Source organism: Streptomyces sp. NPDC015661, assembly GCF_043077765.1.
Lineage (GTDB): Bacteria > Actinomycetota > Actinomycetes > Streptomycetales > Streptomycetaceae > Streptomyces.
The window spans coordinates 268,507-282,600 of sequence record NZ_JBIBST010000008.1; the positions used below are offsets into that span (position 1 = coordinate 268,507).

The window sequence follows — 14,094 nt, forward strand, 5'->3', positions numbered from 1 at the left end:
CGCGCATGAGCGGCCCCGGGCGAGCACCTCACCAGTGCAACCCGGCGCAGTATCGGCGCGTTTTCCGCGCATTGATGCGCCCCCGGGTTACCGAATTGCCGGTGCGCAAAACTGGAATGCTTGTGCGGGGAAACCCTGTGGTGTGGCGTCCTGCTGCCTGCCCTAGCCGGCGAGCAGGGCGAGCACCCGGCGGACCGCCTCCGCCACCGGGACGCCGACCTCACCGACGAGCGCGGCGACTCCGGAGACGGTGCCGAGGGCACGGCGGAAGGCGCCGGGCGGCGCGTCGTCGCCCTGGCGGATGGTCTCCAGGGACGCGTCGAGGACCTCGCGGTCCTCGGCGGACACCTGGGTGCGGAGGGTCTCGATCGCACGGATCACGGCCTCGTACACGGCCTGAGGGTCCTGTGCGCCCTGCTGGTTGTTCTCGATCCGGCCGACGGCCCCTTCGCCCGAGGCGTTGTAGAAGTCGCGCATGTTGCTGATGTGGAATTCACCGTTACCGGTCACTGCCCATCCTCCCCACGCTGCCCGGACCGGACGCGTTGTAGAAGTCCCGCATGCTGCCGATGTTGTAGGTGACCATCTGCTTGGTGAAGCCGGTGAAGGCCGGGTCCTCGATGGCTCGCATGATCTCGCGCACGAGCTGGTGCACCTCTTCGCGGTCCACGCTGCTCAGCAGCGTGAGCGGGTTTCCGGAGGTCTCGATGACCAGCGCGTAGTACGTCTTGGCGACCAGGGCGAGGATCAGCCGGACGAGGAACGCCGCCACGAGGACGGTCGCGGTGACGGTCACCCCCTGTGTGATCAGCTCCTGGTCGCTGCCGGACACCTCGCCGGACTGGGCGACGGCGAGTGCGGCGACCGCCAACAGGCCCGTGACCAGAAGGGACTTCAGGAACCGCCCCACGGCCCGGGCCCGCTGGGGCTTGAACTTCATCGTCGTCGCACGGGCGATGTTCTGCAGGGGGTACGCCTCGGCCCCGATCCAGAGCACCCGCTTGCTGACCTCGACCCTGATGACCTTGCGTCTGGCCATACGACTTCCCCTCATGCCGCGCCGTGGCCGTGCGTCGCGATCAGGATGCTCGCGTACGGCACCGGTCAGCAAGGGGAATCCACGAGGAGGTGCCGCGGCGCGACCGGACGCCACGGCGCCGCGCGATCCCGCCGCCCGCCGGGGCACCCGCACCTGACCCACCGTCGTGCGAGGGGGGTGGGTCTTCGTGGCCGGAAACCGCTTGGATTTCTGTCGAGTTCTGTTGGACGTTCACCACCGCGCCCCCATCGGGTCTTCTCGCCGTCACCCCCTCTCACTACCGTCCCCGGAGTACCACCCAATGGCTCGAAGGCGAACCATTGGCCGTCGACTGGAGGTCGGTCTTGTCATCCGAGAAGTCCCCCGAGCTGTCCCGCAGAAGGCTCCTCGCGCTGGGCGGAGGCGCGCTCGGCGTCGCCGCGGCAGGCTCGCTGCTGCCGCCGTCGTTGCAGGCGGCGATGGCCGCGGAGCCCCCGGCCGGGGGGATGGCGGCGATCCGGCACGTGGTGATCCTGATGCAGGAGAACCGATCCTTCGACCACTACTTCGGCACCCTCCGCGGCGTCCGCGGATTCGGCGACCGCAATGCCATTGAACTGCCCTCGGGCAAGCCGGTGTTCGAGCAGCCGGCCGCCCTCGGCCGGACCGTGCTGCCCTTCCCGATCCGCGGCGCCGCCGAGACCCAGCAGAAGGACCTCCAGTACATCGGCGCCCTCGACCACTCCTGGAGCGGCGGCGCCAAGGCCTGGCACAGCGGCTGGATGGACGGCTGGGTCTCGGCCAAGACCGCCGCCACCATGGCGTACTACGACCGGCAGGACATCCCGCTCCACTACGAGCTCGCCGACACCTTCACCATCTGCGACGCGTACCACTCGTCCATCCACACCTCGACGAGCCCCAACCGGAACCACCTCTGGTCCGGCTGGACGGGCTTCGAGGCCGACGGCAGCCGCGCCGTCACCAACGCCGCCTACGCCGAGGACACCCACCCCGGCTACGGCTGGCCCACCTACGCCGAGCGGCTCGAAGCCGCCGGGCGGAGCTGGAAGACGTACACCGAGTGGGAGAACTTCACCGACAACAACATCGAGTTCTTCACCTCCTTCAAGAAGATCGCCCGCAAGGCCCTCGCCCCCACCGGCGGACACACCTTCATGGAGTCCTTCTACGCCGCCGTCCGCGACACCGAGGACCTCGCCGAGCGGGCCAGGCTGCTCGGGCTCCTGGAGGAGGGCGTTGCCACGCTCACCACCGCCGAGCGCTCCCTCTTCGAGCGCGGGCTCCGCCGCGTCGAGAGCGGCACCCTCGCCGACGCCTTCCGCGCGGACGTCGCCGCCGGCACCCTCCCCGAGGTCTCCTACCTCGTGCCCTCCGCGATCGACTCCGAGCACCCCGGCTCCTCCTCGCCGGTCGCCTCCGCGACCCTCGTCTACAAGGTCCTCGACGCCCTCGGCGCGCACCCGGACGTCTGGCGCCACACCGTCGTGCTGATCAACTACGACGAGAACGACGGCTTCTTCGACCACGTCCCGCCGCCCGTTCCGCCCGCCGACAACACGGACGAGCGGTGGAAGGGCCTGCCCACCGGCCTCGGCGTCCGCGTCCCGCTGCTCGTCGTCTCCCCCTGGTCGGTCGGCGGCTACGTCTGCTCCGAGACCTTCGACCACACCTCCGTGATCCGCTTCCTGGAGCAGCTCACCGGGATCGAGGAACCCAACATCACGCCGTGGCGGCGGGCCGTCACCGGCGACCTGACCTCCGCCTTCGACTTCCATCGGACCCGGCGGCAGCCGCCCGTCGAGCAGCCCGGACCGATCCCGCCCTTCACCGGCCGCTGGCGGCCCCAGCCCCCGGCCGTGCAGCAGATGCCCGTCCAGGAGCCGGGCGTCCGGCCCGCGCGCCCGCTGCCGTACCAGCCGGACGCCTCCGCGACGACCGGTGCCGGTGCCGTCACGGTCGCGCTGAGCAACCGGGGCAGGGCGAGCACGCACTTCGCGCTCTACCCGTACGCCGGCGAGTTCGCCGTCCCGCAGCACCAGGACGTCAGGGGAGAGGGGGAGTGGACCGTCCCCGTTCCGGGTGATCATTACCGCTTCACGATCACCGGCCCCAACGGCTTCCGGCGCGAGTTCGAGGGCCCCGCCGCCGGCGGCGCCGAGCTCGCCACCCGGGTCGACCACCACGACCGTGACGTGCACCTCACCGTCCGCAACACCGGCTCAGCCCCGCTCGCCTTCACCGTCCGCCCGCTCGGGTACGTGGACGAGCACGACCTCGCCGACTGGACCCGCACCGTCACCGTGAAGCCCGGGAAGACCCGTGCCGTCGTCCACTCCGCCGCCGACGCGCACGGCTGGTACGACATCGAGGTGACCGCACCCGACGGCTTCCGCCGCCGGCTCATGGGCCACATCGAGAACGGCCGCCCGAGCGTCTCCGGCTGAGGTCCCCGGGGCCGGGGACCTCGGGGCCCGTTCGACGGGTCCTTGGTCCCCGGCTTACGCCGCATCCTGTGAGGATCGCCACGAAACGGGCAAACGATCACGTTTGGCTGTAACAGTGGGGCGCGAGTACAGATCCAGTCAGGAGCTCGTCCTTTGGCCGCAATCGCACGGTGGTGCATCCGGAACCGACTCGTCGTGGTTCTCCTCTGGCTCCTCGCCCTCGGCGGGACCGCCGCCGGCGCGACCCTCGCCGGCAGCGCGTACTCCAACGACTACGAGGTCCCCGGCACCGAGTCCGGCCGGGCCACCGCCCTCCTCGACCGGGGCTTCAACGGCCTCGGCGGCGACCGCGACACCATCGTCTGGCACAGCGACCGGGGCAGCGTCCACGCCGACGCCGTCGAGGACCGCATGACGGCGATGCTCGACGAGGTCGCCGACCTCCCCGGCATCGCGGCCGTCACCTCCCCGTACGGCGACACCCGGGGTCAGATCAGCGAGGACGGGCACACCGCCTACGCCACCGTCACCTTCGACGCGCAGGCCGACGACATCCCCGAAGCCCAGGCCAAGGCCCTCGTCGACACCGCCCGGGCCGCCGCCACCGACGACGTCCAGGTCGAGCTCGGCGGCAGCGCCGTCGCCCTCACCGAGGCCCCCGGCGGGCACATCGCCGAGATCGTCGGCGTCGCCGTGGCGGCCGTCGTCCTCTTCCTCGCCTTCGGCTCGCTCGCCGCCTCCGTGCTCCCCATAGCGACGGCGCTCGTCAGCGTCGGCATCGCGTACTCCGGGATCGTGCTCCTCGGCCATCTGATGACCGTCGCCGACTTCGCCCCCATGCTGGGCATGCTCGTCGGCCTCGGCGTCGGCATCGACTACGCGCTCTTCATCGTCACCCGGCACCGCAGAGGCCTCAAACGCGGGCTCTCCGTCGCCGAGGCCGCCGAGACCGCCGTCGCCACCACCGGCCGCGCCGTCGTCTTCGCCGGCGCCACCGTCTGCATCGCGCTCCTCGGCATGCTGATCCTGCAGCTCAGCTTCCTCAACGGCGTCGCCATCGCCGCCTCGCTCACCGTGCTCCTCACGGTCGGCGCCTCCGTCACCCTGCTGCCCGCGCTCCTCTCCTTCATCGGCATGCGGGCGCTGTCCCGGCGCGAACGCCGGACACTCGCCGAGCGCGGGCCGCAGCCCGAGCTGCCCACCGGCTTCGCCGCCCGCTGGTCCGCCTTCGTCGAACGGCACCCCAAGATCCTCGGCGGGATCGCCGTCCTCGTCATGGGCGTCCTGGCGCTGCCGACCCTCTCGCTCCACCTCGGCACCTCCGACCAGGGCAACGGGCCGGCCGCCGCGACCACGCGCAAGGCCTACGACCTGCTCGCCGACGGCTTCGGGCCGGGCGTCAACGGGCCCCTCACCCTCGTCGCCGGCCTCGACGGCGCCGACGACCGCGTCGCCCTCGACCAGCTGCCGGCCGCGCTCACCGCCACCAAGGGCGTCGCGTCCGTCTCCCCGGTCACGTACAACAGCTCGGGCGACACCGCCCTCCTCACCGTCGTCCCCGACTCCTCGCCGCAGTCCAAGGCGACCAGCGAGCTCGTCGACCGGCTCCGCCAGGACGTCCTGCCGAAGGCCGAGGCCGGCACCTCCCTCGACGTGCACGTGGGCGGCGTCACCGCCTCGTACGACGACTTCGCCGAGATCATCGTCGGCAAGCTGCCGCTCTTCGTCGGTGTCGTCATCGCGCTCGGCTGTCTGCTGCTCCTGCTCGCCTTCCGCTCCCTCGGCATCCCGCTCAAGGCCGCCGTCATGAACGTCGCCGCCGTCGCCGGCGCCTTCGGCATCGTCGTCGCGATCTTCCAGTGGGGCTGGGGGAGCGAGCTCCTCGGCCTCGGCAGCGCCGGACCGATCGAACCCTTCCTCCCCGTGATCATGGTCTCGGTCCTCTTCGGGCTCTCCATGGACTACCAGGTCTTCCTGGTCAGCCGGATGTACGAGGAGTGGCTGGAGACCGGCGACAACCGGCGGGCGGTCCGGGTCGGCCTCGCCGAGACCAGCCGCGTGATCAACTCCGCGGCGGTCATCATGATCTCCGTCTTCCTGGCCTTCGTCCTCAGCGGGGACCGGGTCATCGCGATGTTCGGCATCGCTCTGGCCGCCGCCGTCGCCCTCGACGCCTTCGTCCTGCGCACCCTCCTCGTCCCCGCGCTCATGCACCTGCTCGGCGGCGCGAACTGGTGGCTGCCGAAGTGGCTCGACCGGCTCCTGCCCCGCATCAGCATCGAACCCCCCGAGTGCCGCGAGGCCGCGGACGCCCGTGCGAAGATCCCCGTACAGCGTGTGACGGTTCCGACTGCGGAGGAGAACGACGATGTTCGCGATATCGCTGGGTGACGACGGCGCCGAGCTCAGGCCCCTGGAGCCCTGGCAGGCCGGGGAATTCCTCACCCACATGGACCGGGGCCGGGAGTTCGTCGGGCAGCACATCGGCCTCCCCGACGTCGTCGCGGACCTCGACTCCGCCCGCGCCTACCTCACCTCGTACGCCGAGAAGGCCGCGAGCGACACCGGCCGCATCTACGGCATCTGGACCGACGGCACCCTCGTCGGCGGCGTCCTCTTCCGGACCTTCGACGCCGCGAACGGGACCGCCGAGGCGGGCTGCTGGCTGGAGCCCTCCGCCGCCGGGAAGGGCCTGATCACCCGGGCCTGCCGGGTCATCATCGACTGGGCGATCGAGCAGCGCGGCATCCACCGCGTCGAGTGGTACGTCTCCACGAAGAACGAGCCGAGCATCGCCGTCGCCCGCCGCCTCGGCATGACGAAGGAGGGCGTCGTGCGCGAGAACTACCTGTACCGCGGCAACCGCTCCGACACCGAGATCTGGTCCGTCCTGGCCCCGGAATGGCGCGCGGCGAAGGCGTCTTAAGCCCCCTCTCATGTGGGCGCCCTAGCGTGCGCCGCATGGACACCAAGACGACCGAGAAGACCGGGCCCGACACCGCGGCCGGGACCGAGAAGGACGACGCGGAGGAGACCGCGACGGCCGCCGACGACTCCGCGAACGACTCCGCGAACGACTCCGCGAAGAACTCCGCGGGCGCCGCCGACCTGCTCGACGGGACCGACGACGAGCAGGACGAGGACGCGCACGAGGACGCGCACGAGGACGCGCACGAGGACGAGCTCGACGACGAGGTGGCCGCCTCCTCGGAGGCCACCGGCATCGGCGCCGGCGCCGCGGCCGTCGTCTCCGCCGCCCTCTCCGCCGTCGCCCTCACCGGCACCTGGACCGGCAAGGTCGTCGCCGAGCGCGAGACGCTCATCGGGCAGATCAAGACCTCCGGGAGCGGCACCCCGGCCCAGCAGATCAGCGAGATCTACGGCGACGCCTGGCACAGCACCGCCCTGGTGAACGGCGTCTTCGCCCTCCTCGCCCTGATCGTCGCCGTCCTCGTGCTCACCCTGCCCCGGCGCCCCGGATGGGTCCGCGCGGTCGCCCTCGCCGGCGCCGTCCTGGGCGGCCTCGGACTGCTCCTGTCGGTCGGTACCTACTTCGATCTGTTCCTGAGCCTCCCGACCGCCGGCTCCTGAGCCCCCCGGGGGCCTCACCTAAGGCCCCCCTAGGACCCTCCTAAGGACCCCCGCCCCGCCAACATGCGGCACTCGCCCGATGTGACGGCACCCCCTCGGAAACGAAAGTAGAGGCATCGCAGAGAGCGATACCGAAACCGGGAAACCAGGGGAGCACACGATGTTCGAGTACGAACTCCACACCATGCACCACGCCGAGCTCATCGCCGAGGCCGCCGCCCACCGCCTCGCCCAGGAGGCCGCGGTGACCCGCAAGGGTCTGCACCTCTTCGGCCGCCGCCACGCGGGCCAGGACACGGAGGGGCAGGTGACAGACGGCGGTCGCGGCCGCTTCGTCCGGGCCGCGTGACCCCCTTATGAGCGACGGCAAGGAAGTCTGTGCGATGCTCGGCGCCGTGGAGACCAGGTCAGTCAGCCCCGTCTTCGTCGGCCGCGCCGGCGAACTCACCGCCCTCACCGAGGCGCTCTCCCGCGCGACCGCGGGAGAGCCCCAGGCCCTGCTCATCGGCGGTGAGGCCGGAGTCGGCAAGACCCGGCTCATCGAGGAGTTCCTCGACACGGCCTGCGACCACGGCGCCGTCGTGGCGCTCGGCGGCTGCGTCGAACTCGGCGCCGACGGCCTGCCCTTCGCACCCTTCGCCGCCGCTCTGCGCGCACTCCGCCGCCGCCTCCCCGACGAACTCACCGCCGCCGCCGACGGCCACGAGGGCGAACTCGCCCGCCTGCTGCCCGAACTGGGCGACCCCGGCAGCCACGAGCCCTCCGACGAGGACTCCACCGCCCGCCTCTTCGAACTGACCGTACGGCTCCTGGAACGGCTCGCCGCCGACCGTACGATCGTGCTCGTCCTGGAAGACCTGCACTGGGCCGACGCCTCCACCCGGCACCTCCTCACCTACCTCCTGCGCACCCTGCGCCGCGGCAGGATCGTGGTCGTCGCCAGCTACCGCGCCGACGACATCCACCGCCGCCACCCGCTGCGCCCCCTCCTCGCCGAACTCGACCGGCTCCGCACCATCCGCCGCATCGAACTCGCCCGCTTCACCCGCGCCGAGGTGCACCGCCAGCTCACCGGCATCCTCGCCGCCGAACCCGACCCGGCTCTCGTCGAAGAGGTCTTCGAACGCTCCGACGGCAACGCCTTCTTCGTCGAGGAGCTCGTCGTCTCCCACGAGTCCGGCTGCGCCGCCGGCCAGCTCAGCGACTCCCTGCGCGACCTCCTGCTGGTCCGGGTAGAGACGCTCCCCGAGGGCGCCCAGCGCGTCGCCAGGATCGTCGCCGAAGGCGGCTCCACCGTCGAGTACGGGCTCCTCGCCGCCGTCGCCCGGCTCTCCGAGGACGAACTCATCGAGGCACTGCGGGCCGCCGTCGGCGCCAACATCCTGCTCGCCGTCCCCGACGGCGACGGCTACCGCTTCCGCCACTCCCTCGTCCGCGAGGCCGTCAGCGACGACCTGCTGCCCGGCGAACGCTCCCGCCTCAACCGCCGCTACGCCGAGGCCCTGGAGGCCGACCCCGGACTCGTCCGCCCCCACGAGCGGACCACCCGGCTCGCCACGTACTGGTACCACGCGCACGACCCCGAGAAGGCCCTCCCCACCGTCCTCCGGGCCTCCGTCGAGACCCGCAAGCGCCACGCCTACGCCGAGCAGCTCAGCCTCCTCGAACGGGCCATGGAACTCTGGGACAAGGTGCCCGCCGAGACACGCGGCTCCCTGCGGCCCATCGACTACGCCGACGCCTACCCCGCCTGCGGCTGCGACCCCGAGACCACCTCCCTGCGCTATCTGGACCTGCTCGCCGAGGCCGCCGTCGCCGCCCGGCTGAGCGGCGAGCGGGAACGCGCCGCGAAGATCTGCCGGATGGCCATCCGGCTCCTCGACAGCGACGAGAACGACCCGCTGCGCGCCGCCTGGTTCTGGACCGAGATGGCCCGCCTCCAGTCCAACCTCGGCAAGGGCGACGGCTGGCCGGAGATCGCCCGAGCCCAGGAACTCGTCAAGGGCCTCCCGCCGTCCGCCGTCCACGCCACCGTCCTCGTCGGCGCGGCCGGCTGGGGCATGCTCCGCAACCCCGGCCCCGAGGCACTCGCCGCCGCCGAACGCGCCGTCGAGTACGCCCGGTTCGTCAAGGCCGAGCCGATCGAACTGAACGCCCGCATCACCCTCGGCACCATCATGGTGTCCGCCGGTGACACCGAGGGCGGGCTCGCCGCGATGCACGAGGCACGCGAACGGACCATCGCCCTCGGTCAGTTCCACGAGGCCGCCCGCGCCCATGTGAACATCTCCTCCGCCATGGAGTCGCTCGGCCGCTCCCGCGAGGCCGTCCAGACCGCCACCACCGGCATCGAACTGGCCCGCTCCCGCGGCCTCGTCGACAGCGCCGGCTGGATCCGCGCCAACCTCGCCGAATCGCTCCTCTCGCTCGGCGAATGGGACCGGAGCAAGGAGGAGGCCGAGCGGCTGCTCCGTTCCGGTGCGAGCAGCACCAAGCCGGGCGGCACCGCCCTGCTGCAGCTCGCCCACCTCGCCACCTTCCGCGGCGAACCGGCCAGGGCCGCCGAGCACCTCGCCGAGGCCCGCACGCGCTACGGCACCCGCGACCCGATCCCGCAGTACACCCTGCCCACGGCCCAGGTCGAGATCGCCATCGCCGCCGCCGAGGGACGCCTCGCGGACGTACGCGAGCAGCTCGCCGCCATCGCGGAGACCGGCTTCCCGCCCGGCACCCACCGCTACGGCTGGCCGCTCGTCCTCACCGCCGTCACCGCCGAGGCGGACAGCCGGGGGCTGCCCGCCGCCGACGAAGGCCGCGCCGAGGCGCTCGCCCTCGTCCGCCGCTGCGTCCGTGGCCTCGCCATCCCGGCCCCGGTCTGGGAGGCCCACTCCCGCCAGGTGTCCGAGGAGCTCGCGCGTGCCGAGGGCCGTGAGACCGCCGCCCGCTGGACCGAGGTCGTCGCCGCCTACGAGCCGCTCGAACGCCCCCACCAGCTGGCCCGCGCCCGTCACCGCCTCGCCGACGCCCTGCTCGTCGAGGGAGGCCGCCGCGAGGAGGCCGCGGCCCTGCTCCGCGAGGCCCACGCCACCGCCGTCGCCCTCGGCGCCCGCCCGCTCCGCGAGGACGTGGAACTCCTCGCCGCCCGCGCCCGCCTCTCCCTCACCCCCGAGAAGCAGGCTCCGGCACCGGCCGAGCCCGGAGAGGACGGCTTCGGCCTGACGCCCCGCGAGCAGGACGTGCTGCGCCTGGTCGCGGCCGGTCGCACCAACCGTCAGATCGCCGAGGAGCTGTTCATCTCACCGAAGACGGCCAGCGTCCACGTCTCCAACATCCTCGCCAAGCTCGGCGTCGCCGGCCGGGGCGAGGCCGCGGCCCTGGCTCACCGCCTGCACCTCCTCGACACGCCCCTCTGACCCCGACGACCCCTCTTCTCACCCCACCTCATCTCACCTCCAGCCGGAGGATCCGGTCGTCGCCGGGCCCGGGCGTCCCCCGGGTGTCGGTCTCGCTGGTCACCAGCCAGAGACGGCCGTCGCCCGCGGCGAGTACCGTGCGCAGGCGTCCGTACTCACCGGTCAGGAACGCCTCGGGCTCTCCGGATCTCCTCGCCCCGGAGAGCGGCACGCGCCAGAGCCGCTCGCCTCTGAGCCCGGCCATCCAGATCGCTCCGCGCGCGTACGCGATCCCGCTCGGGGAGGCCTCCGAGGGCGGCCACTGGGCCACCGGGTCCGTGAACCCGGCCCGCCCGGCCCGTCCCTCGACCTCCGGCCAGCCGTAGTTCCGCCCGGGCTCCACCAGGTTCAGCTCGTCCCAGGTGTTCTGCCCGAACTCGGCCGCCCACAGCCGTTCCGCCGGGTCCCAGGCGAGCCCCTGCACATTGCGGTGACCGTACGAATAGACCACCGAGCCGGCGAAGGGGTTCCCGGGTGCCGGTCTGCCCTCCGGCGTCATCCGCAGGATCTTCCCGCCCAGCGACGCCCGGTCCTGGGCGAGACCGGTCCGGCCGGTCTCGCCCGTCCCCGCGTACAGCATCCCGTCCGGCCCGAAGGCGATCCGTCCGCCGTTGTGGATGATCCCCTTCGGGATGCCGGTGAGCACCGGTTCCGGCGGGCCGAGCCGGTCGCCCTCCCCGCCGCCGTACCGCATGCGCACGATGCGGTTGTCCGAGGCCGCCGTCAGATACGCGTACACCCAGCCGTCCCGGACCGCGAGCCCGAGCAGTCCGCCCTCGCCGCCCGGCACCACCCCCGGCACCTCGCCGAGCGGGGTCTTCGCGCCGGTCCGCCCGTCGATCCGGGTGATCGTCCGCTCGTCCCGCGAGGAGACCAACAGATCCCCGCCGGGCAGCTCCGCGAGCCCCCAGGGCGACTTCAGCCCCTCGGTGAGCGTGCCCACCACCGACACCCGGCCCGCGGTGGGCTGAGACGGGGAGGGGGAGGGGGAGGGGGACACGGAGAGGGTCGTCGGTGGAGCCGTACCCGGCTGTTCCCCGGTACTCCCCGAGGAACAACCGGCCATCAGCACCAGCACGGCGGCGCCCCACAGGGCCCTCACAACAGCAGGACGGCTCATGGTCCGGTCCCCTTCGACGAGTCGAGCGGCATCCCTTCACCCTTGATACACCGCTCGACGCGATCAGGTTCCCGGCCGCCGGGCCCACCTTCTCCGCGCGGCGCTCAGTCCCAGGACCCGCGCGGCGCTCAGTCCCAGGACCCGCGCGGCGCTCAGTCCCAGGACCCGCGCGGCGCCGGAAGTCCCGCGATCTCCGTCAGGTCCTCCGCCGTGAGCCGCAGCGCGGCCGCCCCGGCGTTCTCCCTCACCCAGCGCTCCCGCTTCGCCCCCGGCACCGGCACCACGTGCCGCCCGAGGCCGAGCACCCACGCGAGCGCCACCTGCGCCGGGGTGACGTCCTCCCCGTGCCGCGCCGCCACCCGGCGCAGCCCCGCGACGATCGGCTGGTTGGCCGCCATCATCTCGGCCGTGAACCGGGGGTGCCGGGCCCGCGGGTCGTCCGGCTCGAAACCGCCGCCCGGGGTCAGCGTCCCGGTGAGGAAGCCGTTCCCCAGCGGCATCGCCGCCAGGAAGCCGACGCCCCGCGCCGCGCACCAGGGCAGCAGCCGTGCCAGTGCCTCCCGCGACCACACCGACAGCTCCGCCTCGACGGCCGCGACCGGGAAGACCTGCTGGATCCGCTCCAGTTGGCGGATCGTTCCCTCGTGCAGGTCGCCCCCGCGCCGGACCGCCCGCGCGCCCACGGCACACAGGCCGAGCGCCCGCACCTTGCCCGCCGAGACCAGCTCCGCCATGGCGCCCCAGGTCTCCTCGACCGGCACCTCGGGGTCCGCGCGGTGCAGCTGGTAGAGGTCGATGACGTCGGTCTGGAGCCTTCGCAGCGAGGCGTCGCAGGCCCGTCGCACGTACCCCGGCCTGCCGTTGGCGACGACGTGCTGGTCGCCGACGAGCAGTCCGCACTTCGTCGAGATGAAGGCCTCGGACCGCCGCTCCTTCAACACCCGCCCCACCAACAGCTCGTTGGTGAACGGTCCGTACATGTCGGCGGTGTCGAGCAGGCTCACCCCGGCGTCGAGCGCCGCGTGCACGGTCCGCAGCGAGCGGTCCCCCCGCTGTTCCGAACGGCTGTACGCCCAGCTCATCGGCATGCACCCCAGGCCGATCGCACCCACGTCGAGCGCCGTCGCCCCGATAGTCCTGCGCTCCACCTGCCGGTACCCCTCCCTGTGCCGTCCCCCAAAGTAACCAATGGAGTGCGGGATTCTTCGCATAGCCTCCCGGTCATGAGATTCGAAGACACGACCGCTGACGTGTGGCTTCCGATTCCGGCGGACGAGATCGAGGGACTTCCCGCGCCGGGCGAGTCGGGCCTGAACTACCGCCTGTGGGACGGCGGTCCCGAGTTCCCCGCCGATCCGGCGCGCTGCGCGTTCTACGTCGTCCCGTACATGAAGGGCTCGGAGATCGCCGTACGGCCGCTGGCCGGGATGACCTCCCTCCGCGTCGTGCAGACCCTCTCCGCCGGCATCGACCACGTCACGCCGGGCATCGGCTCGTTGCGGCCCGGGGTCTCCCTCTGCAACGCGAAGGGCGTCCACGAGGCCAGCACCGCCGAGCTCACGCTCGCCCTGATCCTGGCCTCGCTGCGCGGCATCCCCGGGTTCGTGCGCGGCCAGGACGCCGAGGAGTGGCGGGCCGGCTTCTACCCGGCCCTCGCCGACAAGTCCGTCCTGATCGTCGGGTACGGATCGATCGGCTCCGCCATCGAGGACCGGCTCGCGCCCTTCGAGTGCGCGCGGGTGGCGCGCGTCGCACGCTCCGCGCGCACCACAGAGCGCGGCCCGGTGCACGCCCTGACGGACCTGCCGGCGCTGCTGCCGGAGGCCGACGTGGTCGTGCTCTCCACTCCGCTCACGCCCGCGACCACGCATCTCGCCGACGCCGGCTTCCTGGGGCGGATGAAGGACGGGGCGCTCCTCGTGAACGTCGCCCGGGGGCCGGTCGTCGACACGACCGCGCTGCTCAAGGAGGTCGAGAGCGGTCGGATCACCGCGGCGCTCGACGTCACCGACCCCGAACCGCTGCCGGCCGGGCACCCTTTGTGGCACGCTCCCGGTGTCCTGATCAGCCCCCATGTGGGAGGTTCCACTTCGGCCTTCATGCCGAGGGCGAAGCGGCTGATCGCGGGACAGCTGCGGCGGTTCGCGGCGGGCGAGGAACTGGCCAACGTCCTCCTCACCACCGGCTGACCGGAGGCCCGGTTCGGCCGGTCGGGTGATGCGCGCCCCCGACACGCGCCGTGCACAAGCCCCCCGGCCGTCACGGAGAGTACTGCGACCCTGTCCCTGAGTGACGGTCCTGGTGTATCGTCCGGTGGCGGGGGACTGCGTCGAGAACGGGCTGACGCTGGGGAGCGAAGTGACGGGACATCAGATTCCGAGGGGGGCGACGGGTGAAGCACGGCCGGAGGACCGACGATCCGACGCGGCGACACCGCCGCCGACG

The 14,094-nt window shown here is 72.4% G+C and carries 11 protein-coding genes; 7 read left to right on the forward strand and 4 right to left on the reverse strand.

The window, feature by feature from the left end; genetic code table 11:
* Window positions 1–162 precede the first annotated feature (162 nt).
* Complete coding sequence (locus ACF07V_RS23185) at window positions 163–510, reverse strand: hypothetical protein (protein WP_392156772.1); 348 nt, start codon at window positions 508–510, stop codon at window positions 163–165.
* Window positions 500–1,039 (reverse strand): DUF6232 family protein, encoded by a 540-nt coding sequence (locus ACF07V_RS23190; RefSeq protein ID WP_392156774.1) that lies wholly within the window; start codon window positions 1,037–1,039, stop codon window positions 500–502. Before ACF07V_RS23190 ends, ACF07V_RS23185 begins: the two co-directional genes overlap by 11 nt.
* 344 nt (window positions 1,040–1,383) lie before the next feature.
* On the opposite strand from ACF07V_RS23190, the gene ACF07V_RS23195 reads away from it, so the two are divergent.
* From ACF07V_RS23195 to ACF07V_RS23220, 6 genes are all read left to right on the forward strand, one after another.
* Complete coding sequence (locus ACF07V_RS23195; protein WP_392156776.1) at window positions 1,384–3,486, forward strand: phosphocholine-specific phospholipase C; 2,103 nt, start codon at window positions 1,384–1,386, stop codon at window positions 3,484–3,486.
* Between the two features lie 153 nt (window positions 3,487–3,639).
* Window positions 3,640–5,877 (forward strand): MMPL family transporter, encoded by a 2,238-nt coding sequence (locus ACF07V_RS23200; protein WP_392156778.1) that lies wholly within the window; start codon window positions 3,640–3,642, stop codon window positions 5,875–5,877.
* The gene (locus ACF07V_RS23205; RefSeq protein ID WP_392156780.1) at window positions 5,855–6,412 is read left to right on the forward strand and encodes a GNAT family N-acetyltransferase; all 558 of its coding nucleotides are present in this window, start codon (window positions 5,855–5,857) and stop codon (window positions 6,410–6,412) included. The genes ACF07V_RS23200 and ACF07V_RS23205 overlap by 23 nt, the downstream gene beginning before the upstream one ends.
* Window positions 6,413–6,447: 35 nt before the next feature.
* Window positions 6,448–7,077, forward strand: a complete 630-nt coding sequence (locus ACF07V_RS23210; protein WP_392156782.1) for a hypothetical protein — start codon at window positions 6,448–6,450, stop codon at window positions 7,075–7,077.
* Window positions 7,078–7,237: 160 nt separating this feature from the next.
* Window positions 7,238–7,426 carry a hypothetical protein gene (locus tag ACF07V_RS23215; RefSeq protein ID WP_369146676.1) on the forward strand — a complete coding sequence of 63 codons (189 nt, stop codon included), beginning with the start codon at window positions 7,238–7,240 and terminating at the stop codon, window positions 7,424–7,426.
* Window positions 7,427–7,433: 7 nt separating this feature from the next.
* Window positions 7,434–10,490 carry an AAA family ATPase gene (locus ACF07V_RS23220; protein WP_392156783.1) on the forward strand — a complete coding sequence of 1,019 codons (3,057 nt, stop codon included), beginning with the start codon at window positions 7,434–7,436 and terminating at the stop codon, window positions 10,488–10,490.
* Window positions 10,491–10,518: 28 nt separating this feature from the next.
* Here ACF07V_RS23220 and ACF07V_RS23225 read toward each other — a convergent pair whose 3' ends face one another.
* A complete protein-coding gene (locus tag ACF07V_RS23225; RefSeq protein WP_392156785.1) occupies window positions 10,519–11,649 on the reverse strand; it encodes a PQQ-dependent sugar dehydrogenase in 1,131 nt (376 codons plus the stop codon).
* Window positions 11,650–11,801: 152 nt separating this feature from the next.
* Entirely contained in the window at window positions 11,802–12,797 is a 996-nt protein-coding gene (locus ACF07V_RS23230) for an aldo/keto reductase (protein ID WP_392156787.1), read from the reverse strand.
* Between the two features lie 75 nt (window positions 12,798–12,872).
* On the opposite strand from ACF07V_RS23230, the gene ACF07V_RS23235 reads away from it, so the two are divergent.
* Window positions 12,873–13,838, forward strand: a complete 966-nt coding sequence (locus tag ACF07V_RS23235; RefSeq protein WP_392156788.1) for a 2-hydroxyacid dehydrogenase — start codon at window positions 12,873–12,875, stop codon at window positions 13,836–13,838.
* Window positions 13,839–14,094: the final 256 nt, after the last annotated feature.

Bases quoted from the DNA above. Each gene is read 5' to 3' on its own strand.
- ACF07V_RS23190 (WP_392156774.1), bottom strand. From the start codon at position 1,039: ATGGCCAGACGCAAGGTCATCAGGGTCGAGGTCAGCAAGCGGGTGCTC.
- ACF07V_RS23205 (WP_392156780.1), top strand. From the start codon at position 5,855: ATGTTCGCGATATCGCTGGGTGACGACGGCGCCGAGCTCAGGCCCCTG.
- ACF07V_RS23210 (WP_392156782.1), top strand. From the start codon at position 6,448: ATGGACACCAAGACGACCGAGAAGACCGGGCCCGACACCGCGGCCGGG.
- ACF07V_RS23215 (WP_369146676.1), top strand. From the start codon at position 7,238: ATGTTCGAGTACGAACTCCACACCATGCACCACGCCGAGCTCATCGCC.
- ACF07V_RS23220 (WP_392156783.1), top strand. From the start codon at position 7,434: ATGAGCGACGGCAAGGAAGTCTGTGCGATGCTCGGCGCCGTGGAGACC.
- ACF07V_RS23225 (WP_392156785.1), bottom strand. From the start codon at position 11,649: ATGAGCCGTCCTGCTGTTGTGAGGGCCCTGTGGGGCGCCGCCGTGCTG.
- ACF07V_RS23235 (WP_392156788.1), top strand. From the start codon at position 12,873: ATGAGATTCGAAGACACGACCGCTGACGTGTGGCTTCCGATTCCGGCG.